This window comes from Bariatricus sp. TF06-38A (assembly GCF_027690675.1).
GTDB lineage: Bacteria > Bacillota > Clostridia > Lachnospirales > Lachnospiraceae > Allocoprococcus > Allocoprococcus comes.
Map to the genome: position 1 here is coordinate 20,593 of NZ_JAQFCE010000022.1, position 23,939 is coordinate 44,531.

The window sequence follows — 23,939 nt, forward strand, 5'->3', positions numbered from 1 at the left end:
TTAGGACTCCTTTTTGTATAGCTCATGGTTGCCGTAAACCAGATCTGCCTCTTCTCTTTCGTAACTCCATCCGTAGCGCATCAGAATTTTGAAACATTTCTGGCATTCACGTCCTCGTTTCGCATCAAATCCACCGTCATAGTTTACCAAACTTCCTGTGCTATCCATCGTACCGTTGAGTACAGTCAAAAGCAGTATCTGGACGTCTTCCTGCCATATTCTTTCTCTGATCTCGTTTCGTTCTTCTTCCGGCATACCGTACCACTCTTTCCCTGTGTAAACCTCACTAAATCTCCTTTCATTTATCCATCCTCCGACTTCTGTCAGAGTTCTGATCATCTTTTCAATCACTTTCTGACGTTCTTCGCCTTTCAGCAATTCAATTTTCCCGATTATGATCATCCTGATAAACGATTGTCTTCTGGCATCCATTTTTTTCTGCAGAGCTTCCAGTTCCTTATTCTTTTTCTGCTGTCTGTCCCATTCTGTTTCTTCTTTTGGTTTTCTTGGTAGTTTTTCTACTACGCAAATTCCATCCCAACTTTCCAGCCAAAAAAGATTTGTCCCATGGATATTAAGTTCTTCTGGTGGCTCTTTATCCAGTGGAATGCTCTTTTTATCTTTCACCTCTTCGGTATAACGTTTTCTCTCTATCTCCTTTGTAGCTTTCTTGATTCCTGCTGCCTCCAAGAACTCGACAATAATCTTTTTATTCTTCTCCCTCTCCCTGTTTTTAATCTCTGCTTCTACTTTCCACTGAATCTGTCTGGAGTCTGTTGCATCTTTTAAGATTCGGTTTCTGGTTTCAACATCTTCGATTCTCGACAGTTCGGCGAGATCTTTTAGGTTCAGCTGATATGCCCCGTTCTCATCCGTCTTTTCCTTCACCAGATCCCGGTCAAGCTTCGCGATCTCCAGCCTCCGGCGCACGGTTGTCCTGGAGAATCCGGTCTTCTCTGCAATCTGTTCTTCCGTATCTCCAAGGTCAAGCATCATCTGGAAGCCTTCTGCCTGCTCCAATGGTGTCAGGTCGATGCGCTGCATATTCTCTTCCAGCATGGTTCCGACCTGGTCTTTGTAGCTCATGTCCTCTACGATCCGGCATGGATACATAGTTACGCCTGCCATTTTTCCGGCGGCAAACCGGCGGTGCCCGATAATCAGGGTATATCCTTCGTCATGGTGTGTTTTATCTTCATCCCAGTGTCCCGGAATGACCGTAAGGTTCTGCATAATTCCTTTCTTCTTGATTGACTCACTCAGCTCCGTCAGATCACCCAGGTCTTTTCGTGGGTTATCCGGATGCTGATGAATCAGCTTGGCGTTGATATTCGTGATTCCACTGGTTGTCATTTCAAATTCCTCTCTTTCTCGGTGTTTTCAAGGTTTTCTCCTGTTTTTATCTCATTTTGGACTGTAGTCTATCGGAATACCGTGTAGACTCGGAAAATTCAAGGGTTACACGGTGTTTTTCCATCTGCTCCGACAGCTCCTGCCAGAGTTCTTTGTTTTTTATCTCTTTTCCATGTAGTCTGCGCCACTCTTCCCGTTTCCATTTGTCCATATTTCCTTCGTTTATGGTTGTGACCAGAAACTGATCCGGCGTGTAGACAGTCACTTCACACGGTCGGAGCATTCTCAGACCGACAAGGATAGCGATCATGCTCATTCTGTGGTAGGTCGTGTTCTGTTCGGTCTCGATCTGTGCTTTCACTGCCGGTCCTTTCTTAGTCTCGCACTCCACCAGAGCGATACACTTTCCGTTTTTTGCAGTTGGTCCCCGGAAGTTTACCTCTGTGTATAGTTCTATCTTCATCTTCTCTCCTTATCCGGATCATTTCGTAGTGTCTGTACGGGAATCCGGTTGCTTTGTTGATCCCTTCGTAAAAAGAATCCTTGACTATGTAATATCCCTTTGGTGGTTTCGGTTCTTTCGGCCACCGGTATAAAATCTTTGTTTTGGGTTCTGGAAGCGGCATGTTCCGAGACGTAGAAAAATTGGCTTCTGCAATCTCATGATCTAGTACGCCCTCATCCACGTATTTTTTCTGGGTTTTCTCGTTTTTGGTAACATATTGCGCCAGCTTCCGGAACTCGCCTTTCTCATAGAGCAACTGCTTATTACGAACCTTTCCGTGTTTCCAGGCTGCAGCTATGATCAAATCTGTATCCGGGATTCGATTCAGAACCACATGGATGTGCCAGTTACCGGACGGGGTACATTCAATATTGCGGATCCAGCGGAGCTCCTGTCCTCTTTTCTTGTATTCCTTCTTACAGAACAGGTAAAACTCTTTGAAATCCTGCTTTGCCTGCTTCATGTCCGGCGGACGCTCTTCTTTCGGATATGTCAAGGTGAAAAAGTAATCATTGACCTTGAAATACATCCGGAGTCTGTGTCTGGCTTTCCTCTCCCTGGTCCACTGGTTGACCTGCTCCACTTCCTCCGGTGTGGCTTTCTTCTTTTTGGCTCTCTTCTCTCCCGGTGCTCCATATCTTCCATCCAGATATTCCTGTCTCTCTATTACATTTCCCAAATCGTATGTCACTCGTCTGATTCTCATAGCGTGTCCTCATAACTTTAATAGTCTTATCAAGTTATTAAAAAGGGCAGTCGCCCTGTAAATACTTGACTTTCCAGCCGCTAAAAGGTACACTATAAGTGCTTAGATTATTCGTGTACCTTTATGGTTGCGGCGCTTGCGATATTTCTTTTCGCAAGCGTTTTTTATTCTTCTTTTAAGTACGAAAAATTCATTTTCAGGAATGCCATCAGAGCTTCCGCATCATCCGGTGCTTCAATATCTTCTCCGGCTGCAATTGCAAATACAATATCTCCTAAGATTGGCCATCCGTGCCTGTCTGCATCGTAGAAATAGCTTCCCAGACGATTTACTTCTTTCTGTTTCATTATTCCGTCTTCATCCACCAGCATGATCATTGGCATTTTAAACGTCTCATACAAGGTTTTCGTGCTTACGATTTCAAAATGCCCGCCTACTGCTTTCTGTAGATCACGGAAATCATCAAAATCTACATTTATTATCGAAATAATGTTATCCGGTGTTACTTTTACTGTTTTCACTGCTTGTCCTCCAATACTACTGTTTTTCTGCCAGCTTCTTTCAGGCTGTCTACATATTGTTCCAAATATGGGATTGCATTTTGTTTGAAATACTCGGAATCACGGTTGACTCTTTCTATTGATTTCAAAGTCTCAATCCACTCATCCAGCTTCTCCACCCGAATCCGCTTCTTACGCTGCTTCTCCTCCGGCATGCTCCTTCGCCTCCCTTATTTTCCTTTTCCGATATTGGTGCTCTTGATACCAAAAACATTCCAGTGCAAACGCTCCGGCGGCAAACGTGACCATTCCAAGTGCTTCATATAAATAAAACAGTTCCTGACTCTTTTCCGAACCGCCACCAACCATAAGCACAAATCCCAAAATAATAGTCGCTTTACTTAATGCCTTTGCAATTTTATAAAACATCTCTTATCCCTCCTTTGCTTGTCCAACCGGTACCGCTTACGCGGTTTTCTCCTTTTTTCTCTCTGCAGCTTCGATCAGAACTCTGAAAAATCCATCTGCACATTGCTGCATTTCCTCTTTCGTCTTTTTAAAACAATCATCATGCACCCGTATGGTTGCGTTTCCGATCTGCATGGTTTCAACAATCATTTATCATCACCTCTTTTTATGCTATGCTGTCCAGATTGTCCTTCTTACTTTGTCCTCGCCTACTCTTTTAAAAACTTATTGATAAAATATTGCTGACCTTTGCCTGTAACCTTTGTAGTTTTATTGATTCTCACGGATCCATCCGGATTATTTACCGTAGACTCTTTTACCTGGAACAGCTGCAGCTCCATTGACTTCTGCGTTGGCATATTGTAGTCTGTTCCTTTCCTCCGGATCAGATAACCATTCGCACGCAACCACTCAAAGAGTCTCTTCGGGCCGGTATCCACGCCATTCTGCTTCAGGAGCTTTGCGAGATCCGCAATCAGGATTGTGCTCTGGCTTGTTGCTACCGCATCCGCAAATACTTCTTTCGGTTTCATCCGGACATTGTCCTCCAGAAGGAGTGCATTGTTGTGCTTCAGCTTTTCGATGGTCTTATCTGCCATCTTTAATGCTCTGGCAAAAACCTGTTCCGGTGTGTTCCAAGCTTTCTCCAGATCTATAAAGTATTGGCGGATCTGTTTGCCTTCCGGTGATCGCTGGAGCATGCAGATTTCTTTTGCCATATCAATTTTCATGGCAAATTCCTCGGAAGGTCTGCCACCGGTACTTTCTTCCATTTTTGGAAAAAAGTCTTTTCCATCTTCAAAGCCATATTCGCACATGCGCCTGAACCAAGTTGTAAAATTGCTTTTAATATTTAATCGATCATAAAGCTCTCTGGCTGAAACAGTAGGTTCTTCTGTTTCATAATTTATTTTTAGCAAATCCTGCATCCTATCACCTCACTCTCTGTTCCTGTGCTTCTGCTTCTTTCTGCCGCATCAGAAGTGTATTGGCATCTCTCGTAAGCAGAATAATATCAGGCAGATCAATCTGCTCCAAAATTGTTACCATGTTTTTAATCTCCTGTTCTTTCTTCGCTTCTAAATCCATCATATTTTTCATCACCACGCTTTCATATCTTTGCAATATCATATTATATCAACGCTATTATTTTGTCAATAGTTTTTAGCCTGTTTTTATTGCATTGCAATATTTTGTGTGCTATAATCGTTTTTAGAAAGAAGGTGAGCGATAAATGAACGAAAGAATTCGTTTACTCCGGAAGGAGTTAGGACTTAATCAATCTGATTTTGGAAATAAGATAGGTGTAAAACAAGGTACTGTTGCCGGTTACGAATCTGGTGCAAGAACACCTCTCGATGCTGTTGTTTCTTCTATTTGCAGGGAATTTGATGTAAATGAAGAATGGCTCCGAACCGGAGAAGGTGAAATGTTTGAGCAAATGACCGAACAGCAGAAACTACTGAAATATACTGGTATGCTGTTAAAAGATAAAGACTCTGCGATAGTTAATGCCATCCAATCTTTTATCGTTACATACGAGCAGCTGGACGATACAAGCAAAGCAACATTAGAAAAGATTGCACAGCAATTTATAGACAACTTAAAAAAGAGCCAGTAGCCTGACTCTTTAGAACTTACTTTCCGAGATAGCTCCGGATAAACACCAGGATATCTCGTACTTTTTCCGGAGATTCTTTATTAAGTAATTCAGCAATAAAAGTTATGTCTTTTTGCTTGTTATGTTCATCTTGACTCATATGTAACCCCTCCAGTCTCGGCGTTTCCGAACGTATGTTTGTTTTTATATTACATCTTGAAACAAATATTTTCAAGAGTTTCGCAAACATTTGTTCTGTTTATTATACTTTCTACTATAATAACAATCCAAGTCTGGAGAAGTAACGCGATTTTTGAATTTGTCCGAGAACTCGGACACTTATTTGTACGGAGAGTCAAATAAGTCTGTAATTTTTACTTTTAATCCGATTGCCAACTGTTCCAATGTATTCATTCGCGGATCGCTTCGACCGCTTATAATATCGCTGATTGTAGAACGTGGCAATCCCGTCATAACGGACACCTGGCGAATTGTCAGATTCCGCTCATTCATAATTTGCAATAATAATATTTTCATATTTTTATTATCTGCAAAACTCAAAAAAATATGTACATTGATAAAGTGAATAAAATACTTTACATAAGGGGGATTGACTTATGGGATTAAGATTTAAAAAAAGTATAAAAATAGCTCCAGGAGTCAAATTGAATTTGAACAAGAATAGTACCAGCGTGACTTTTGGTGCGCGCGGAGCTCATTACACGGTTAATTCTAAAGGAAAGAAAACTGCTTCCATTGGAATACCAGGAACCGGCATCTCTTATGTCCAATCGACAAAAAGTAGCACGCATTCCCAGCAGCCTAAAAAGCAACCAATTTCATCGCAATATAGTGCTCCAAATCATAATGGAGACGATGAAAAATGGTACCAGAAAACAGGATGGATTATCGCATTATTGATTTTATTTTTCCCAGCCGGTCTGTTTCTTATGTGGAAATATTCCAATTGGAAAAAACCTGTAAAATGTACCATAACAGCTCTAATCCTTATTTGTGCTGTTATAGGGGTTACTACTCCTTCCAAATTAAAACAAATTACATTGTCAGCAGATACGACTGCTGCTTATGATATCAATCAAGATATTGTAATATCCATAACAACTGATCCGTATGATTATAAAGTGTCCGAAAAAGATTTCAAAATCACTGGTGGCGAAATAAAGACAGATGGAAATTCCTTTATTTTCAGTTCGTCCCAAGCTGGATCTTATAAAGTTTACGCCGAACACAATGGAATAAAAAGCAACGAATTAACACTAAAGGTTGAAGATAAAGCAGCAATTGCCGCAAAGAAAGCTGAGGATAAACGTATTGCAGAAGAAAAAGCTACTCAAGAAGCTGCTGCCCAGGCAGAATCTCAAGAGCAGGTTCCTGCGGATTCGCAAGTCGTTTCTCAAGAAAACGATGATCCGATAGTTTATATTACTAATACAGGTGAAAAATACCATCGAGATGGTTGTCGTTTCTTAGATCAGTCAAAAATAGAAAAACATTTATCCGAAGTCAAAGGAAATCATGAGCCATGTGGAGTATGTAACCCTCCACAATAAAATAAATAAAAACCGCTCCTGCGCCAACAGGAACGGTCGAGCGATGGAAACATACGCCAATATGTTTCTCTATTAAGTACTCCGAAGAGATACCCAATTTCCAAATAATATTGTATCATCTCCGGAGCAGCCACGCAAGAGAACAAAAGTTCTCAGGCTGTTATTTTTGTACCCTTTTTTTCATAAAATACAAAGGAGCTGATACATTATGTATGTAATTTATTTAAGAAAATCCAGAAAAGATTCCGACCTCGAAGCACTCGGAATTGATGTTTTGAAACGTCATGAGGAAACTCTTCTTGAACTTGCACGTGCCAGAAGCCTTCCGATCGGAGCTATTTACAGAGAAGTCGTATCCGGAGATAGCATCGATGCTAGACCGGAAATGGTCCGCCTTTTATCCGAAGTTGAATCCGGTATCTGGGAAGGTGTCCTTGTTATGGAAGTGGAACGTCTCGCCAGAGGTGACACTATTGATCAAGGACGTGTTCAGAGAGCTTTCTTCTACTCCAACACTCTGATCGTTACTCCAGGAAAGACTTATAATCCAGCGATTGAGAACGACAATGAATACTTCGAGTTCTCTCTTTTTATGTCTCGGCGTGAATATGCCACTATTAAACGTAGGATGCAGGCTGGGCGTATTCGATCTGTAAAAGACGGTTATTATGTCGGCAACATCGCTCCATACGGTTGGAGGCGTGTAAAAGCGGATGATTGCAAGCATTTTACGCTCGTACCAGACGAAAAAGAAAATCCGGTTTTGAAACTTATGTATGATTTTATGGGGAATAAAAAATACGGATTCCAGAAGACCTGTTCTGCATTAACCGGCATGGGAATCGTTTCTCGTAGTGGAAAGCCTTTTAATCCGGCTACTGTAAAAACAATCATTTCAAACCCTGTAAATATAGGAATGTTACGTTGGAATTATCGAAAATCACAAAAAGCAATTGTAAATGGAAAAATCGCAACCAGCCGTCCGAAGGCAGATGATTATATTTTAGTAAAAGGAAAACATCCTGGATGTATCTCGGAAGATCTCTATTACCGGGCGAACTCTGTAAGTTCTTCCATGACCGCTCCGGTAAAACGTAGCTGTAGAATTCAGAATCCGTTCGCCGGAATTGTCCGGTGTTCTTGTTGCGGGCGTGTCATGGTTAGAAAAAAAATGTCCGCCAAACAGCCTCGTGATTATCTTATTTGCCAATATGCCGGATGCACCACTGTAGCTATTGAACTTGAAGAACTCGAAAACGCTGTCCTGGAATGGATCCGCAACTACATAGCTGACTACAAGGTAAATAATTTTGAAAGTGCAGATGATTCCGAGCAAGAATCTCTCCGGTCCATTCTTGCGAATTTGGAAAAAGAAAAGGAGACAACTCTGAAGCAACGGGGATCCTTATTCGATTTATTAGAGCAGGGGATTTATACAAAAGAGATTTTCTTTGAGCGTTCTACTGCTCTGGAAGATAAAATAAAAGATTTTGATAAGAAAATTGAATCTGTGAATGCTGATATCGTGCGCCTCGATTTGTCAAAAAAGAACCGCTCCACATTTGTCCCTAAATGTCAGGAGCTTCTAAATGCATGGGATACTTTTGATGCTGCAGATAAAAATACAGCTTTGAAGAATGTGATTGAAAGAATAGATTTTACAAAAACAGAGAAAAACGCCCGTGGCCAACGGCATTCTTCTTTTTCCATAGACGTTTTTCCGCGTATTTCTCGCTGATCTTTTTTACTTCCATCTTGTATGTGCTGATTCCTCTGTGCCAATATCGGTTAAAATTCCTGTCACTTCTTTGTACGGCATGGTGTACCTCTGTGATAAATAACGCATGGACGCAGCTAATTCTCCATCCGGTCCACCGAACTGACTGATGATTACCTGGGCCATCTTCGGATTGGTCTGGGTAATTTTTACGGGATATTGTAAACGTTTTTCATAATTCCACATAAACTAACGCCCTCCTTCCTGCCACGGCCATGGCTCATTGATCCAGTTCCATCTGTCTGAGCAGGAAGGAACAGCGGTATCTACTGTGAGTGGTCCATAATATTTTGCATATTCTTTCAACAACTGGTTCCTTTTTTTATTATATTCATAAAAAAAGTCCAGCGCTTCCTGATCACGAGGATGAGTGTCCAGATAAAGCTTCACATCATCTACCGCAAAGCTCGCATGACCAATCTGCATCAGGAGATCTTTTCTACAAGGTTTGGAATTTGGCATTTCATTCATGCGTTACATCCTCCTTTCCCCTTAAACGGAAGATCAAGCTCTTCGAATATGGTTCCTCTGTGGAATCCTTTTCCGGCTTCGTAAATGTGTCTCCAACTCTGCCATGGCACATAAGCCATTGCGATCGACATTCCATCCAACGCATCGTCCCGATCGCTGCATCCAGATCGTTCTCGGTAAACAGGTGCTGACATCGATAGATTTCTTCCATCATTGTTCGCCATACATGAATTACTATTACAGCTATTGTTATTATTGCCACATCCACAATTTGCACGTCTCATATATGGATTATTATTTCTGCAATTTTGCATTGTTTTGGCTCCCCTTTCTTATATCTGCAATATTATTGTATGGTAATTTTTTAAAAAGGGTTCTGACTTTTGCATCCGGCATAATCTGATACCATTTCCATTTCAAATAGGTCTCAATATCAATAATGCCGCCAGACCATTTCTGATCTGACGGCATCTTTCTTTAGTATTTTATAATGTAACCGGATTGCTCCATTGCTATGCAATTCCCGCAATCCTCGAACACCTCATACTCCCATAAAACGGCGTGTTCACATCATTTTATGAATTTTTACCAAGTGTAACCTTGATATCTTTCTCTGTATATTCACCATTCTTATCCGGGATCTGTACGGTAAGCGTTACCTCTTCTCCGGCTTTATAATACTGAAGCTGTTCCTGAAGAGAGCTCATACCACTGATGGAACTTCCCTCAAAACCAGTAATGATCGATCCTTTTGTAAGACCGGCTTTCTCAGCTCCGCCACCACTCATAACTTCTTTGACATAAACACCGGTCGGCATATTGTACATCTGTGCACCTTCTTCAGATACATCGTATCCCTTGATTCCAAGATATCCTCTTTCTTCATCTGAAACCTTGCTTCTTGTCTCTTTATTCATCAGATTCTGGATAACATCACTTGCATCAGAAATCGGAATCGCAAATCCCATACCCTCTACTGCCGAGCTGTTGATCTTTGCAGAGTTGATACCGATTACCTCACCATTTGCATTCAGAAGAGCTCCACCACTGTTACCAGGGTTGATTGCTGCATCTGTCTGGATGTATTCTCCGTCAAATCCATCAATTGTTCGTCCGGTTGCACTGACGATACCAGTTGTAACAGACTGTCCATAACCAAGTGCATTACCGATTGCAATAGCAGGTTCTCCAACCTTCAGAGAATCTGAATCTCCAAGTGTTGCAACCTTAATCGCATTCATTGTATCGTCTGAAATCTTATCAAGCGGAACAGCTACGACTGCAAGATCCCTTGCGGAGTCTGTTCCTTTAATCTGCGCTTCCACGCTGTTACCATCATTAAATGTAACAGTAAGTGTATCACTTCCTTCTACAACATGGTTATTGGTAACAACCAGGAGTTCTGAATCATTCTGGCTGATGATGATACCGGATCCGGCGCTTTCACTCTCCTGCTGGCTGATTCCTCCGAAGAAATTCTGTACTTCCTGTACGCTCATATTGGTAATAGAAACGATTGACGGAAGTGTATTCTCAACAATATCTGATACATCAGAAGTTACTGTACTGGTAGATGTCGTAAGCTTTGCGTTCGATACAGTCTTTGTTGTGCCTACGGTACTCTTTGTATTCTTTCCAAGCAGCTTACCAGTCAGATAACTGGTTCCCTGCATCGTCACACCGCCAACTGCCCCGAATAATACTGCAGCACCTACAACAAGTGCGACTTTCTTTGCGTAACCTTTTTTCGGTTTTGGAGCTTTCGGATTCTGCTGCGGTCCTGCTCCGAATCCCTGCTGATTGTCTGCTCCTCTATTTTCATCTGAATCTGGTCTGTAATAATTGTACTGATTGTCCATCATTCAAGACTCCTTTCTTTTCCTTTTCTATAGTTAAGAGTTTAGCCTATAATTGTGATGAAAGTGTGATAAAATATGAAAAAAAAGATGAACGACATATTTTTATGTCGTCCATCTTACTAAGCTCCATCTTATTTGATATTATGACTTATCCAAACTGCGCTTTTTCTTATTCAACCGTTACAGATTTCGCCAGATTACGCGGCTTATCTACATCCAGTCCCTTTGCAACGGATACATAATATCCCATCAGCTGCAGCGGAATCACTGCAAGCGATGCCTCAAAATGCTCATCTGTCTTCGGAATGTAAACTACAAAATCAGCGGTATCTTCGATACTGTAATTGCCATAAGTTGTAAGTCCCATCAGATATGCACCACGGCTCTTGCACTCTACCATGTTGCTGATCGTCTTTTCATATAATTCCGGCTGTGTCAGCACGCCGATCACAAGCGTTCCATCCTCTATCAGAGAAATGGTTCCGTGCTTGAGTTCTCCCGCTGCATATGCCTCTGAATGAACGTAACTGATCTCTTTCATCTTCAGGCTGCCTTCCATACAGATTGCATAATCAATTCCACGTCCGACAAAGAATGCGTCCTTTGCGTTTGCCTGCTTTGCTGCAAACCACTGGATTCTTTCTTTATCTTCAATAATCTTTTCAATCTTCTCCGGGATTGCCTGTAATTCGGCAATATAATTTTCATACTGCTCTTCAGTGATTGTATTTTTTACTTTGGCAAACTGAATTGCAAGGATGTAAGAAGCCATCAGCTGTGTACTGTACGCTTTCGTTGTTGCCACAGAGATCTCCGGTCCTGCAAGAGTATAGAATACCTTATCCGCTTCTCTTGCAATAGAAGATCCGACTACATTGACAATTCCAAGTGTACGGATTCCCTGCGCTTTTGTCTCACGGAGCGCTGCAAGACTGTCTGCGGTCTCTCCTGACTGGCTGATAATGATCACCAGACCATTTGGATCCAGAATTGGCTTACGGTAACGGAATTCAGAAGCCAGCTCCACACGAACAGGAATCTTCACCAGATCCTCGATCACATACTGTGCCACCATACCTACATGGTAAGCAGAACCACATGCTACAATGTAAATTTGGCTTGTTCTCCGGATATCCTCTTCCGCTAATCCGATATCTGTCAGATCAAACTTTCCGTCTTTTAATACAGAATTCAGAGTATCCTTAACCGCTCTTGGCTGCTCATGGATCTCTTTCATCATAAAATGCTCAAAACCAGCTTTTTCAGCTGCTTCTGCATCCCAGTCAACAGTTTTCATTTTTTTCTGGATCTCTTCTCCGTCCAGATTGTAGAAGGTAATTTCCTCTTTGCTGACCTTTGCCATCTCCAGGTTGCCAATATAGTATACATTTCTTGTATATTTCAAAATAGCCGGCACATCTGATGCAATAAAACTCTCTCCATCTCCTACGCCAAGAATCATCGGACTGTCTTTTCTTGCCACATAAATTTCTTCCGGATAATCCTTGAACATCACAGCAAGCGCATAAGATCCACGAATACGGACCAGAGAATGGTTGATCGCATCTACCGGTGTTCCTTCATATTTTTTATAATAATAATCGATCAGCTTAACAGCAACCTCTGTATCCGTCTCAGAGTAGAATGTATATCCTTTGCGGAGCAGCTTGTTCTTTAACTCCTGATAGTTTTCAATAATACCGTTGTGTACAGCAACTACATTGCCATCGTCACTCATATGCGGATGCGCATTGTTCTCTGACGGTTCCCCATGTGTTGCCCATCTGGTGTGACCGATTCCACAGGTTCCCGGAACTGCTGTACCGTTGTTGGTCTTCTCAGCTAATACTTTCAAACGGCCTTTTGCCTTGATGACTTCCGTTTCTTCGGTTCCATTACGGACAGCAAGCCCTGCTGAATCATATCCACGATACTCCAGCTTTGACAATCCGTCCAGTAAGATCGGTGCAGCCTGCTGCGATCCGACATATCCTACGATTCCACACATTTATCTATATCCTCCAGTCTTTTTTGCGAAAATAAATTTTACTCTTTTCGTTACATTGTAGCAAATATGGGACTTTTTGTAAAGAATAAGCGGGAATAACAATCGTCATCCCCGCCTTTCTCTTTAATCCAGATCAATAAAATCCATTTCGAAAGTATCACCTTTTTTACGCTTTTCTTTCTTGATATTATAATCATCGAACGAATCAAAGTCGTCATCATCAAACTCATCAACGCTACGAGTATCATCACTTATTCCTTCGTCATCATAATCATCGTCGAAGTCATCATCATAATAATCATCATCGTCAAAATCGTCATCGAAGTCATCATAATCATCTTCAAAATCATCATCCTGTCTCTTTTTGAACTGTGATTTCTTTTCTGCCTTAACAGGCTGGATCGGTCTTACCGGATTGCTCTGTGGCTCGTCATCCAGTCCATATTCATCATACAGATCATCCAACTCTCTGTTGCGGTTATGTAACTTCACAACGGAAACAAGAAGGAAGATTACCAGAAGAATGACGATAACTGCTGCCGCTGCTACAAACCAGATCAAATGATCGGAAATCTTTTCTAAAATTGCGTCAAACTTGCTTGCACTCTTCTTATCCGGTGTAGTCGCAGACTTCGGAGTCTCCATTCTCTGATAAGTATGCTCTACAGAGTCATATAAATAGAGGGATTCTTCACCGTCATTATTTACTGCATATAATACATAGAAATCATCGCGATCCGGTTCATCCCAGATTTCAAAAGTCTTGCCGTTGATCTCCAGATTTCCTTTTGAATACTTTGATGGCATAGACACTTTACTGCCTGCATCAAAAATTACGATAGAATAAGTATCTGAAATCACAACCTGTTCTGCCGGTGAGAAGCTGCTGTCAGATGAATCATACATCCAGAAATCGCCTTTTCCATCGCCGTCTACCAAGTAAGCCATCTGAAGTCCTGTCTTTTCCTGCACAGCACCTTTATACGTCGAATCATTATAAGTAATCTCTCCTGCTGTAAATCCAGCTGGAATCATGCTGTCTGAGAAATCACCGGATAAGGTATACTCCTGACCATCAATCGTGACACTTGCTCCATTCGCAACATCTTTAATCTTGCTCGGATCTCCTGCTCCAATCGTAACATCCGCATATCCTTCTTCACATGCCACACTTGATCCAGCGCTGTCTGTAACCGTCGCATCTCCCTGTTCAAGTCTTGTACTTCCTTCCTGGAGAGCCTGGAATTTCATTGTAAACTCAATCCGGTCACTGCTTCCGTCACCTGAACCTTTAAATGTCAGATTACCATCCGTGTCTGCATTCACTCCGTCTCCCTCTTCAAATCGCATATAAGAAGGATCGTAAGTCATATGAATCGTCGCGTCTCCGATTACATCTCCGCTGACAACTGCTGTACCTGTGATCGTAAATTCATCCCCGACACTTGTCTCAAGATCAGAAAAGAATATCACACCATTTGCAGCTAGCGCCATCACAGAAAAACATGGTACGATCAGACATACAGACAAAAGAATTGTCGCTATTTTTTTCGTAAACTTCATCTTCATGTACTTTCCTCTTTCTAACCATATTAATTGTAAGTATAAATACTCTTAGATTCTATCTTACACTTTTTATGGGGAAATGTCTACTTGTTTGTAGAATTTCTCATTGTATCAATTTACGGACAACTCCGTTCTGCTTTATTTATCCGAAGAAAAACCCCGGCATAAACCGGAGTTCTTCTCTAATTTACATTTTCTGTTGTTCCGCCTGCATTGCTTTCTGCGCCTCCACCGGGATCCGGAGTTGGTGTTGAATCCGGTGCCGGATCTGGTGTTGGTGTCGGCTCTGGCACTGGATCCGGTGCCGGCGTTGGATCTGGTGTTGGCTCCGGCGTTGGAGCTGGAGTCGGTTCCGGCGTTGGAGTTGGTTCTACATAAGTATTATCATCATATCCTCCATTCCATGAATTGTCCCAGGAATTTTCTCCGTCATACCAGTAATCATTCGATCCGTCATTATAATTATACTGGTAATTATCCTGCGTATACCCCTGCCATGCATCCGGCGTTTCAATACCACTTGTATCTACACCTGCATCTGGCTGATTCGTCTGCTGCTCTTGATTATCTGTATTTTCCTGATTATCTGCATTTTCCTCCTGCTGTTTTTCGGCCTCTTCCTTTCGCTTTTTCTGTAGTGCATCAATATCCACATCATTGATCAGCATATCATAGAATTTTGATTTTTTCATCAGCTCTTTATCAAGACCTTTTCTTCCATATTGCTCGGTAAGTGTCTGCTCATCAGAAAACAGATTCACTCCAAGTGCTAACCTGTCTCCTTCAATTGTTACTCCCATCGCAGCCAACGTGGTCGGGAACATATCCAGTGTTGCAAACTCTCTGTTATGTGTTTTTTCAAATGAAGTGTCCAGACCTTCTGGAAGATTGATAAATACATTGTATACACTACGTTCATAATCTTCACTGACATCATTACAGAAATCAGAATCCATCGTCAAATGATCCCCACTTATTACAATCGTTGTATTTTCATAAAATGGCTGTTGCTGAATCCATTTTACAAATGCATCTACCTGCCTGCTCGAACATGCCATTACATTTGCATACTGGTTATCACCAAATTCATTCTGACACTGTTCACATACATATCCATCTTCAAAATGGGTATCTACCGTCAGCATAGTAAAATTAAACGGTTCATCTTTTGAACTTAATTCGGTCAGTTTTTCCTGCGCATTTGCAAACAGCTTCTGATCCTCATATCCCCACCATACATAATAATCTTCTGGTATCTGTCCGTTTTCTTTTGCCGTATTATAATCACAGATTTCTGTTTGTCCTTTTCCATGACTCTCAAAGTATGCTCTTCTTCCCCCAAAAGTCGCATCAGAGCCAATCATAAAACACTGGTTATATCCTTCATCTGCAAGAATATCCTCTAAGTTTCTTGCCTGCGAAGAGAAAGAAGACTGTTCTGTAAGTGTTGCATTTACATCATCCGTCTGTTCCGAATTCTTGATCGGTATTCCTGAAGTCTGTGAAAAAATACCTGCCATTGTCCAGGTTCCTCCATAAGCAGGATATCCACCACCCAATTTATCTGAATTGGAAAAATTAGTATTTTCTTCTGCAAGAGTCGTCAATTCCGGAATGCAGTTAAAATCTAGTCCTCCTCCATCTCCTTTTGACGCAAAGGTGGATTCCATTGACTCCAGATAAATATAAATCAGATTTCTTTTTTTATCAGGAAACGTAATCTTCGTTGTACGTGGATCCACATAATTCTGTTCAATAAAATGCGATTCTTTCCTCTGACTTAGCAGATATTCTTTTACATCCAATTCATCATATACTTCATAAGCCGCCCTTCCTGCACTTCCACAGGCAATCACAGCTACAAGAAATAACGCAATCATACATTTTCCATGCTTATTCCTTAATCCTATAATCAGGAAAATAGATAAAAATAATACTAATACTGCCAATGGTACGCATGCATTGATCCCATCCAGTACTACATCTGAGTTTGTCCCATCAAGCGGTACTTTCAGATGAAAAATAATTTCATCGATAGACAACAGCCCCCACGTGTCTAATACCCAGTTTCCCAGATTATAAAGAATAAATCCAAGAACCGATATTATGATCATTAGAATACAATAGAATCCATATCCGATACTCTTTATCTTTGGTTTTTTCATTTTCCTTTCATTTCCTTTACTTAGTATTTACAAACATACATAGCATAGTAAAGCATAAATATTGGAAAAATGCAAGATTGACAACAACTACAAAATCATCAAAATGTAAAAATCAGGATATGTTTTTATCCCATATCCTGATTCATTCTAGACCGTTATTATTCTTGTTTTTTATAAACGCCTTTTTCCTATTATCTTGTACATTAAAATTTGCAAATGCTAACATTAAAAATATATTATAATGCAATTCAAACAAATGTTGCTCTATTACCGAATGTATACATATTACAACTATCATCGCCATCAAATACGGTTTATTAAAGCTCTTAATAATCATAATACTTAATAACAACATTACTATCACAAAAACAGCAAATCCAAATCTCATTAGTATATTTAAATACGAACAATCAATAAAAAAGTAATCTGGGACAGGATCTGTCGTTCCACCGTCTCCATGCATTTCAATATACTGTCCCCACAACTTCACATCATACAAATCAAAAGTTTTCTTTCCCAAAAAAGTCTTGTTGACGTAATACTATTCAGTTTTTCCATCCAGCCTTTACTTGGATCATAAAATCTGGACAAAAGAATCATTATTCCTGCACCTAAAAACAGCACACATAAACATAAAAAATTTAAGAGCTTAGATGTCTTATACTTTTTCCCTTTTTTCTCTGCAAAATACATTCTGCATTTTAAATATGCAGTACAAAGCACAATAAGAATAATACATATTTCTCCACACCTTGCATCACAATACTTGTCCAGGAAAACTACAAGTATCGTAATCATACCTAACTCTAAAAATATGCATTTTACCTCTTTTATTGCAATCCATGCAGCAATTATAAACATAAGATACGACACAAAATTTATAGGATATACAAATCCAAAGGTCATTCTCACTTGTTCTCCACGGTGATATACTAAATTTTCAATTATTCCCAAACGTGCAGCCATTAAAGTGATAAGCGTTAACGGAATTTCAATTGCAAGATATACTTTTAAAATCTTTTTATAATCAATTTTTCTAGCTCCGATAATAAACAATCCTGTTTCAAGTAATAATCCTGTTCCATTTCTATCTTTTGAAATTACAAATACAGCTAAAACTATAAGAGCTAAAACCAAAGCATCTATATTCTCAGAACTCAGCACCATGTATCTAAACAACACTGCCATACCAACAAAAACCTGTATATAAAAATATAAATGTTCAGGTCACTGTATATGAAACATCGTTATCCAATTAAACGCATAGATTATCCATACACTTAATGCACACAAAAAATTTTTTTCCGACATATCACATTTTTTTCATACGGAACAGCTTCCCATTTCATTTCGATCTTATTTCTTATTTCAATTATTTTCTCCATCTTCAACTTCTTCCCATACATATTACATAAAAAACAGGATATCCTCATTCATACCCTGTTTTTTATGCTATATTTTCCTATAATTCCTCAGCCACCATCTCCAGTGCCGCCTCAATTACCTTATCCATATCATAATACTTGTAATTTCCAAGACGTCCACCAAAAATCACATTCTTTTCCTGCTCTGCAAGCTTTTTATATTCTTCAAACAGCTTATTGTTCTGTTCATTATTTACCGGATAATACGGTTCCATTCCAACCTTCCACTCTGAAGAGTACTCTTTAGAGATAACGGTCTTTTCCTGTTTTCCAAATTCAAAGTGCTTATGTTCGATGATACGTGTGTACGGAACTTCTCTTTCAGTGTAGTTTACAACTGCATTTCCCTGATAGTTGTCTGTATCAAGTACTTCTGTCTCAAATCTTACGGAACGATATTCCAGTGCTCCGAGCTTGTATCCAAAGTATTCGTCGATCATTCCGGTAAACAATGTCTTCTCTGCGATATCCGGATTTTCTTTGATGAACTCAAAGTAGTCGGTATCTGTTTTTACTTCGATTCCGTCCAGCATCTTTTCAATGATCTTTGTATATCCGCCAATCGGGATTCCCTGATATCTGTCATTGAAATAGTTGTTGTCAAATGTAAATCTTACCGGTAAACGTTTGATGATGAATGCCGGAAGGTCTTTGCAGGCACGTCCCCACTGTTTTTCGGTATAACCTTTTACCAATTTCTCAAATACATCTTTTCCTACAAGAGATAATCCCTGTTCTTCCAGGTTCTTCGGCTCTGTGATTCCAGTCTCTGCAACCTGCTTTGCGATCATTTCTTTTGCTTCCTGTGGTGTCTTGATGTTCCACATTTTGCTGAATGTATTCATGTTAAACGGCAGGTTGTAAAGCTCGTCTTTGTAAATCGCTACCGGTGAGTTGATGTAATTGTTGAACTCTGCGAACTGGTTGATGTAATCCCAAACCTGTTTGTTGGATGTGTGGAAAATATGTGCACCGTATTTGTGAACATTGATTCCTTCAATATTTTCGCAGTAAATATTTCCACCGATATGCGGACGCTTGTCAATTACCAGACAGGTTTTTCCTTTTTTCTTTGCTTCGTGAGCAAATACTGCTCCGTATAATCCTGATCCTACTACTAAATAATCGTACTTCATAATACTAAATCCTCTCTTTTATTTCTTTGTAATTTTATCTTTTATCATCTTTCCCATTCCGACGACACTTCCCACTCCATAACTTAAATGAAGTAAAAAGAAGATTCCCGGAAGCAAAAGCTGACATATATGCTTCGCCTCATTTTTTACAGCAAGTATTGCCATTCCGATTGCACCACACCAATAAGTGATCCACATGGCAATCGCCAGAAATGGCTTCTTTAGTGCTGCCAAAAAGGATGTCACAAGAATCGCAATCACAAAAGCAAACGGTACAAAATGATAAATGCTGAGACATCCAGGACATACACCAAGAGTTCTTGCTACCCAGTCTCCATTGCCGTATTTCTGCTTCATCATTCCCGGAATCGAACTTCTCACATATTGCCAGGAATGAATCTGCGGATCGTAGCATAAGCGGTATCCTGCCTGCCGGATCCGGTAATGCATCTCATTATCTTCCGTTCTCCCCAGATTTTCATTGAAAAGTCCAACCTTTTCAAATACTTCTCTCCGATACGCTGCATGGAACATGGACTTTACATATTTTTTTTCATTCTCTCTCCGGAAACCTGCGATTCCACTTCCGAACATCGAACTTTCCGCGCTCAGTAGAAGTCTCTGCCACGGTGTGTCCTTCTCCGGAAGATTCGGTCTTGGTCCACCAGTGACATATTCTCCGCTTTCCATGCATTCTACGTTCTTGGAAACAAAATCCTCCGGAATGCGCCCATGTGCGTCCAGACGGATAATGATATCCCCGGTCGAACAACGGATTGCCTGATTCCAGCCGGATGCCTGATTGTTTCCCTGATTCTCTGTAACAATACAATTATGATACTGTGGATTATCTTCAGCAAAGCGTTCCATAATCCATCTGGTTCCGTCTGTTGAGCTGCTGTCAACCATCACAACCTCAATCTGCTCTGCCGGGTAATCCTGTTTCGTAATATCTTCCAGCAAATGTGGGAGATACTCTTCTTCATTGCGCGCAATCGTGCAAACTGATACTAACATACATTTCTCCTATACTGTAGTTCTTATCGCAATACTGCAAATACTGTCATAAACATGGTCATGAAATCTCTCCACAGACTGTATTTGCGCAGATCTTCCAGATTATAACTCATCTTCTCCGGAAGCACTTCGTGAATATAAGCATAATCCACATCTTCTACATGCTCCAGCATTTCACCCTCATCTTTGTAGCATACGCTGGCTCTGGAAGTGATTCCTGCCGGTAACAAAAGAGTCGCATACATTTCTTTAGTATATCCTTTTACATACTTCACAACTTCCGGTCTGGTTCCGACAAAACTCATCTCCCCACGAAAGACATTGATAAGCTGCGGAAATTCATCAATCCTGCAGCCACGGATCACTTTTCCAACCCGTGTCAGTCTGGAATCCTGACTGATCGTAACCTGTGTTCCCATCTTGTCTGCATTCTGCACCATAGTACGGAACTTTAGAATGTGAAATTTCTTTCCATACTGTGTCACACGCACCTGCTTGTAAATCACCGGTCCCGGTGAATCCAGCTTGATTGCAATACTGATGACTAACATGATCGGTGATAAAATAACAAGTAAAATCATCGAAAGCAGAATATCAAAATATCTCTTTAATCTTAATTCTTTTTCGTGTCTGATCAGAATATCATAGTATTGTTTTACTTCGTCTGTTCTCATAAACTTCGGAAGTTCGTCCCATTTTCTCATACAGCATTCCTATCCGATGCATTCCTTCAATACATCTGTCACATATTTTACCTCTTCATCTGTGAGTTTTGTATGAAGCGGTAATGTAATTGCATTTTCAAATAATGCATAGGCATTTGGATAATCTTTGATATCAAATCCCAGATTCTTGTAAGCAGATAATAGCGGCAACGGTTTGTAGTGCACATTGGTTGCCACGCCACGCTCTGCCATCTTCGTAATGATCTCATTACATTCTTCCCGTGTTTTTCCCTGAATACGGATCAGATACAGGTGTCCGCTGGACTTGTGACCCTCATCAAAATGATTCAGTACACTCACCGGCAGACTTTCCAGCGCTTTATTGTACATTCCTATGATTTCCCGACGTCGTGCCAATAATGCATCATAACGCTTTAACTGTACCAGTCCGATGGAAGCCATAATGTCAGTCATATTACATTTGAAATAAGGTGCCACAACATCATACTCCCATGCGCCAAGCTGCGTCTTTGCTAGCGCATCTTTGGATTGACCGTGCAGTGAAAAAAGCATATATTTTTTATAAATCTCTTCGTCATCCACACCTTCGATCGGACGCCATGTGACTGCGCCACCTTCCGCTGTCGTCAGGTTCTTTACCGCATGGAAGGAAAAGCTTGTGAAATCTGCAGCCTGTCCACATTTCTTTCCTTTTCGCTCTGCGCCAAATGCATGCGCTGCATCTGCCACTACGATCACTCTGCCAAACTTCTCCTGAAGTTCATTTGCCGGATGGAAAAGTGATTTCTTTGCTTCTACAATTTCAAATATCTTATCATAGTCACACATAATTCCGGCAAGATCTACCGGGATAACCGCTTTCGTCTTCTCTGTGATTGCATCTGCCAGCTTCTCATAATCCATCTCGTAAGAATCTTTTGCCACATCCACCAGAACCAGTTTTGCACCTACATGCTCTACTACACTGGCTGATGCAGTATAAGTATAGGCAGTTGTAATTACTTCATCTCCCGGTCCAATTCCCAGAAGACGCAGTGTCATCTCCAGGCAGGCTGTTGCTGAATTCAGACAGACTACTCTATTAGTCCCTATATATTCTGCCAACTGTTTTTCAAAAAGCTTTGTCTTTGGTCCGGTTGTGATCCAACCACTTCTTAACGTATCTACAACTTCTGCTATCTCCTCTTCCGTGATATCCGGAGGTGAAAAAGCGATATGCATATTCTCCATAAATAATCTTCTTTCTTTAAAATAAAATATACTATGTAACAATTATTACAAAATTATTACATAGTATATACTACCAAAAAACTCCATAAAATACAATTAAAACTATTTCTTAACTACTTTTCTGCTATTTTTTGAACACAATCAGCTTGCTGATCACATAATTAAGCACGATCACAATCCCCTGTGCCACTATCTTAACCAGCATACTGTTCATTCCCAGATTTGTGATGAAAATGAATAAAATCAGTTCCTCAATTACCAGCGTTGCTACTCGACCGCCTACGAAACTGGTGATCTCTTTGATAAAATCAGCTGTAGTTTCAGCGTTAGAATCAAATACCCAAATCCTGTTAGTTATATAAGCAAATGCAACTGCCAGTATCCATGAACCAATATTTGCTACCAGAGCATTCCATCCTAGTTGAATGTTAAAAAATGCATACGAAGCAATGCTTACTATAAATGTTAAACCTCCGAAAAATAAGTATAATAATATTTCTTTATTTTTTTTATAAAATGGATTAAAAATCCTTAAAACCGGAAATTCCATGATACGATCAAATATATCTTTTTCTTTTTTCATTTCTGTTATCCTTTCGTAAAATATTCTCTCTTCTTCAAACCGTGCTATTATACTATATTTTTGTTCATATAACAACGTTTTCTTTACAATATCACTTGTTGTCTCCTAAAATCCATGATAACATGATTAGTATATTTAACAACTTATTTTATATAATTTCAAGGAGTATTTTTATGATTCGAATAGGTATAGTCAGTTATAATATATATTGCAATTTTACGAATTATGGATCCGCCCTACAATCCTGGGCACTTTACCAATCTATAAAGCGTATTTCTCCGGATTTGTATCAACCAGTTTTAGTTGACTATTGCCCGGATTCTCTCTCTGACAAAGATCCTTTAAATCCTTTTTCCAATATGTGGGATCAGGACCCAGAATCCAGAAAAATGTGTGAGTTGTCTCTTCCTGCCATTCGTATTAACTATCAGAAATTTGATCATTTTTATCACACATACTTTGGTTTAACTTCTCAAAAATATACTTCAGAAAACTTTAATTCTATTGCCCATTTTGATGATATTAACCATTTTGTATGTGGCAGTGATACCATTTTCTGTATTAATGAATTCAACGGATTTGATGATGGTTATTTTGCTAACTACGATGTGATGAAAGGAAATTCTGTATCTTATGCTGCAAGTTTTGGTGATGCCCATTTTGACACAGATAGCTACCAGATATTAAATAACCGGCTTCAAAACTTTTTAGCAATTGGTTTACGGGAAAATAAATTTATACCTTATCTAAAAGAACATATTAATCCTAATGGAATTCAAGTTTTTAGAACAATCGATCCAACTCTTTTACTAGACACTGGAGATTATGACACCATAGCCGCATCTCGTATTATAACTGAGAAATATTTGTTATTATATGCACGACGATACAACAAAGAAATGGAAGCTTTTGCAGAAAAAATAGCCCGTGATAACGGATGGACAATTGTTGAAATCAGCTTACGCAGTACAAACTCAGCCAAAGGACATAAAATGTTTTATGAAGCAGGTGTGGAAGAATTTCTTTCTCTGGTAAAATATTCAGAATACGTTATAACGAACTCTTTCCATGGTTTGATTTTTGCTGTACAATACCGAAAACAACTGGCAGTATTTTCCAGAGAATCCGGTGACAATAAAATTGCCGAAGTTCTGGAGTTATTTGATTTAAAAGAATGCCTTCTCACAAAAGCATCTTCAGTAATTCCACAAATCCACGATTACGATGCTGTGCATGCACGTATAAATACTGCAAGAGAAACTTCTCTGGACTTTCTCACGAAAGAACTTAATTTATTGAATGGAGATCATTAAG

General features: G+C 40.0%; 28 protein-coding genes and 1 pseudogene. 4 read left to right on the plus strand and 25 right to left on the minus strand.

All coding sequences use genetic code 11. From position 1 onward, the window contains the following. The 9 genes from PG418_RS14515 to PG418_RS14555 all read right to left on the minus strand — a co-directional run bounded on the left by PG418_RS14515 (window position 1) and on the right by PG418_RS14555 (window position 4,624). Window positions 1–1,353, minus strand: coding sequence for a ParB/RepB/Spo0J family partition protein (locus tag PG418_RS14515; protein WP_498837590.1), 1,353 nt, complete (start codon window positions 1,351–1,353; stop codon window positions 1–3). Between the two features lie 46 nt (window positions 1,354–1,399). Beyond that, window positions 1,400–1,816, minus strand: a complete 417-nt coding sequence (locus tag PG418_RS14520; protein ID WP_498837591.1) for an RNase H family protein — start codon at window positions 1,814–1,816, stop codon at window positions 1,400–1,402. Then, window positions 1,728–2,564: a rolling circle replication-associated protein gene (locus PG418_RS14525; protein WP_498837592.1), complete on the minus strand. Its 837-nt coding sequence runs from the start codon at window positions 2,562–2,564 to the stop codon at window positions 1,728–1,730. The genes PG418_RS14520 and PG418_RS14525 overlap by 89 nt, the downstream gene beginning before the upstream one ends. Before the next feature lie 164 nt (window positions 2,565–2,728). Continuing rightward, entirely contained in the window at window positions 2,729–3,085 is a 357-nt protein-coding gene (locus PG418_RS14530; RefSeq protein WP_498837593.1) for a DUF3846 domain-containing protein, read from the minus strand. Continuing rightward, a complete protein-coding gene (locus PG418_RS14535) occupies window positions 3,082–3,279 on the minus strand; it encodes a hypothetical protein (protein ID WP_173698931.1) in 198 nt (65 codons plus the stop codon). Before PG418_RS14535 ends, PG418_RS14530 begins: the two co-directional genes overlap by 4 nt. Next, on the minus strand, window positions 3,257–3,493 hold the full coding sequence (locus tag PG418_RS14540) for a hypothetical protein (RefSeq protein WP_498837594.1): 237 nt from the start codon (window positions 3,491–3,493) through the stop codon (window positions 3,257–3,259). Before PG418_RS14540 ends, PG418_RS14535 begins: the two co-directional genes overlap by 23 nt. Window positions 3,494–3,529: 36 nt before the next feature. Next, window positions 3,530–3,682: a hypothetical protein gene (locus PG418_RS14545; protein WP_173698935.1), complete on the minus strand. Its 153-nt coding sequence runs from the start codon at window positions 3,680–3,682 to the stop codon at window positions 3,530–3,532. Window positions 3,683–3,741: 59 nt separating this feature from the next. Beyond that, window positions 3,742–4,461 carry a phage antirepressor KilAC domain-containing protein gene (locus tag PG418_RS14550; protein WP_173684965.1) on the minus strand — a complete coding sequence of 240 codons (720 nt, stop codon included), beginning with the start codon at window positions 4,459–4,461 and terminating at the stop codon, window positions 3,742–3,744. Window positions 4,462–4,465: 4 nt separating this feature from the next. Next, window positions 4,466–4,624, minus strand: a complete 159-nt coding sequence (locus PG418_RS14555; protein ID WP_446821532.1) for a hypothetical protein — start codon at window positions 4,622–4,624, stop codon at window positions 4,466–4,468. A gap of 142 nt (window positions 4,625–4,766) precedes the next feature. Between PG418_RS14555 and PG418_RS14560 the strand changes: the two genes are divergently transcribed. Further along, complete coding sequence (locus PG418_RS14560) at window positions 4,767–5,153, plus strand: helix-turn-helix domain-containing protein (RefSeq protein WP_459777667.1); 387 nt, start codon at window positions 4,767–4,769, stop codon at window positions 5,151–5,153. A gap of 16 nt (window positions 5,154–5,169) precedes the next feature. Here PG418_RS14560 and PG418_RS14565 read toward each other — a convergent pair whose 3' ends face one another. Both PG418_RS14565 and PG418_RS14570 read right to left on the minus strand, forming a co-directional pair. Beyond that, window positions 5,170–5,292: a hypothetical protein gene (locus PG418_RS14565; protein WP_446821530.1), complete on the minus strand. Its 123-nt coding sequence runs from the start codon at window positions 5,290–5,292 to the stop codon at window positions 5,170–5,172. Between the two features lie 179 nt (window positions 5,293–5,471). Beyond that, window positions 5,472–5,669 (minus strand): helix-turn-helix domain-containing protein, encoded by a 198-nt coding sequence (locus tag PG418_RS14570; RefSeq protein WP_173684968.1) that lies wholly within the window; start codon window positions 5,667–5,669, stop codon window positions 5,472–5,474. 80 nt (window positions 5,670–5,749) lie between these two features. On the opposite strand from PG418_RS14570, the gene PG418_RS14575 reads away from it, so the two are divergent. Next, window positions 5,750–6,703, plus strand: a complete 954-nt coding sequence (locus tag PG418_RS14575; RefSeq protein WP_498837595.1) for a DUF4236 domain-containing protein — start codon at window positions 5,750–5,752, stop codon at window positions 6,701–6,703. A gap of 208 nt (window positions 6,704–6,911) precedes the next feature. Next, window positions 6,912–8,441: a recombinase family protein gene (locus PG418_RS14580; protein ID WP_498837596.1), complete on the plus strand. Its 1,530-nt coding sequence runs from the start codon at window positions 6,912–6,914 to the stop codon at window positions 8,439–8,441. A gap of 21 nt (window positions 8,442–8,462) precedes the next feature. Here PG418_RS14580 and PG418_RS14585 read toward each other — a convergent pair. The 14 genes and pseudogenes from PG418_RS14585 to PG418_RS14650 form a co-directional block, all read right to left on the minus strand. Beyond that, window positions 8,463–8,666, minus strand: a pseudogene (locus tag PG418_RS14585) (manganese catalase family protein); the annotation flags it as partial. A 3-nt stretch (window positions 8,667–8,669) separates the two neighbouring features. Then, complete coding sequence (locus PG418_RS14590; RefSeq protein ID WP_498837615.1) at window positions 8,670–8,942, minus strand: spore coat protein CotJB; 273 nt, start codon at window positions 8,940–8,942, stop codon at window positions 8,670–8,672. A gap of 5 nt (window positions 8,943–8,947) precedes the next feature. Beyond that, window positions 8,948–9,265 (minus strand): spore coat associated protein CotJA, encoded by a 318-nt coding sequence (locus PG418_RS14595; RefSeq protein ID WP_177999340.1) that lies wholly within the window; start codon window positions 9,263–9,265, stop codon window positions 8,948–8,950. A 261-nt stretch (window positions 9,266–9,526) separates the two neighbouring features. Further along, complete coding sequence (locus PG418_RS14600; RefSeq protein WP_044999222.1) at window positions 9,527–10,810, minus strand: S1C family serine protease; 1,284 nt, start codon at window positions 10,808–10,810, stop codon at window positions 9,527–9,529. Between the two features lie 169 nt (window positions 10,811–10,979). Further along, window positions 10,980–12,818 (minus strand): glutamine--fructose-6-phosphate transaminase (isomerizing), encoded by a 1,839-nt coding sequence (glmS, locus tag PG418_RS14605; protein WP_446821527.1) that lies wholly within the window; start codon window positions 12,816–12,818, stop codon window positions 10,980–10,982. A gap of 123 nt (window positions 12,819–12,941) precedes the next feature. Continuing rightward, on the minus strand, window positions 12,942–14,387 hold the full coding sequence (locus PG418_RS14610) for a hypothetical protein (RefSeq protein ID WP_498837597.1): 1,446 nt from the start codon (window positions 14,385–14,387) through the stop codon (window positions 12,942–12,944). A gap of 179 nt (window positions 14,388–14,566) precedes the next feature. Continuing rightward, window positions 14,567–16,549: an LTA synthase family protein gene (locus PG418_RS14615; protein ID WP_498837598.1), complete on the minus strand. Its 1,983-nt coding sequence runs from the start codon at window positions 16,547–16,549 to the stop codon at window positions 14,567–14,569. Window positions 16,550–16,691: 142 nt separating this feature from the next. After that, the gene (locus PG418_RS14620; RefSeq protein ID WP_498837599.1) at window positions 16,692–17,069 is read right to left on the minus strand and encodes a hypothetical protein; all 378 of its coding nucleotides are present in this window, start codon (window positions 17,067–17,069) and stop codon (window positions 16,692–16,694) included. Further along, complete coding sequence (locus tag PG418_RS14625; RefSeq protein WP_498837600.1) at window positions 17,036–17,737, minus strand: hypothetical protein; 702 nt, start codon at window positions 17,735–17,737, stop codon at window positions 17,036–17,038. The genes PG418_RS14620 and PG418_RS14625 overlap by 34 nt, the downstream gene beginning before the upstream one ends. Before the next feature lie 274 nt (window positions 17,738–18,011). Then, on the minus strand, window positions 18,012–19,109 hold the full coding sequence (gene glf, locus PG418_RS14630; protein ID WP_498837601.1) for a UDP-galactopyranose mutase: 1,098 nt from the start codon (window positions 19,107–19,109) through the stop codon (window positions 18,012–18,014). A gap of 18 nt (window positions 19,110–19,127) precedes the next feature. Further along, window positions 19,128–20,126, minus strand: a complete 999-nt coding sequence (locus PG418_RS14635) for a glycosyltransferase family 2 protein (RefSeq protein ID WP_498837602.1) — start codon at window positions 20,124–20,126, stop codon at window positions 19,128–19,130. A 23-nt stretch (window positions 20,127–20,149) separates the two neighbouring features. Next, entirely contained in the window at window positions 20,150–20,830 is a 681-nt protein-coding gene (locus tag PG418_RS14640) for a sugar transferase (protein ID WP_498837603.1), read from the minus strand. A 9-nt stretch (window positions 20,831–20,839) separates the two neighbouring features. Continuing rightward, the gene (locus PG418_RS14645) at window positions 20,840–22,033 is read right to left on the minus strand and encodes a DegT/DnrJ/EryC1/StrS family aminotransferase (RefSeq protein WP_498837616.1); all 1,194 of its coding nucleotides are present in this window, start codon (window positions 22,031–22,033) and stop codon (window positions 20,840–20,842) included. Window positions 22,034–22,166: 133 nt separating this feature from the next. Then, window positions 22,167–22,625, minus strand: coding sequence for a GtrA family protein (locus PG418_RS14650; RefSeq protein ID WP_498837604.1), 459 nt, complete (start codon window positions 22,623–22,625; stop codon window positions 22,167–22,169). A 173-nt stretch (window positions 22,626–22,798) separates the two neighbouring features. Here PG418_RS14650 and PG418_RS14655 point away from each other — a divergent pair, with 173 nt between their 5' ends. Continuing rightward, a complete protein-coding gene (locus PG418_RS14655) occupies window positions 22,799–23,938 on the plus strand; it encodes a polysaccharide pyruvyl transferase family protein (RefSeq protein ID WP_498837605.1) in 1,140 nt (379 codons plus the stop codon). The last annotated feature ends 1 nt before the right edge of the window (window position 23,939 follow it).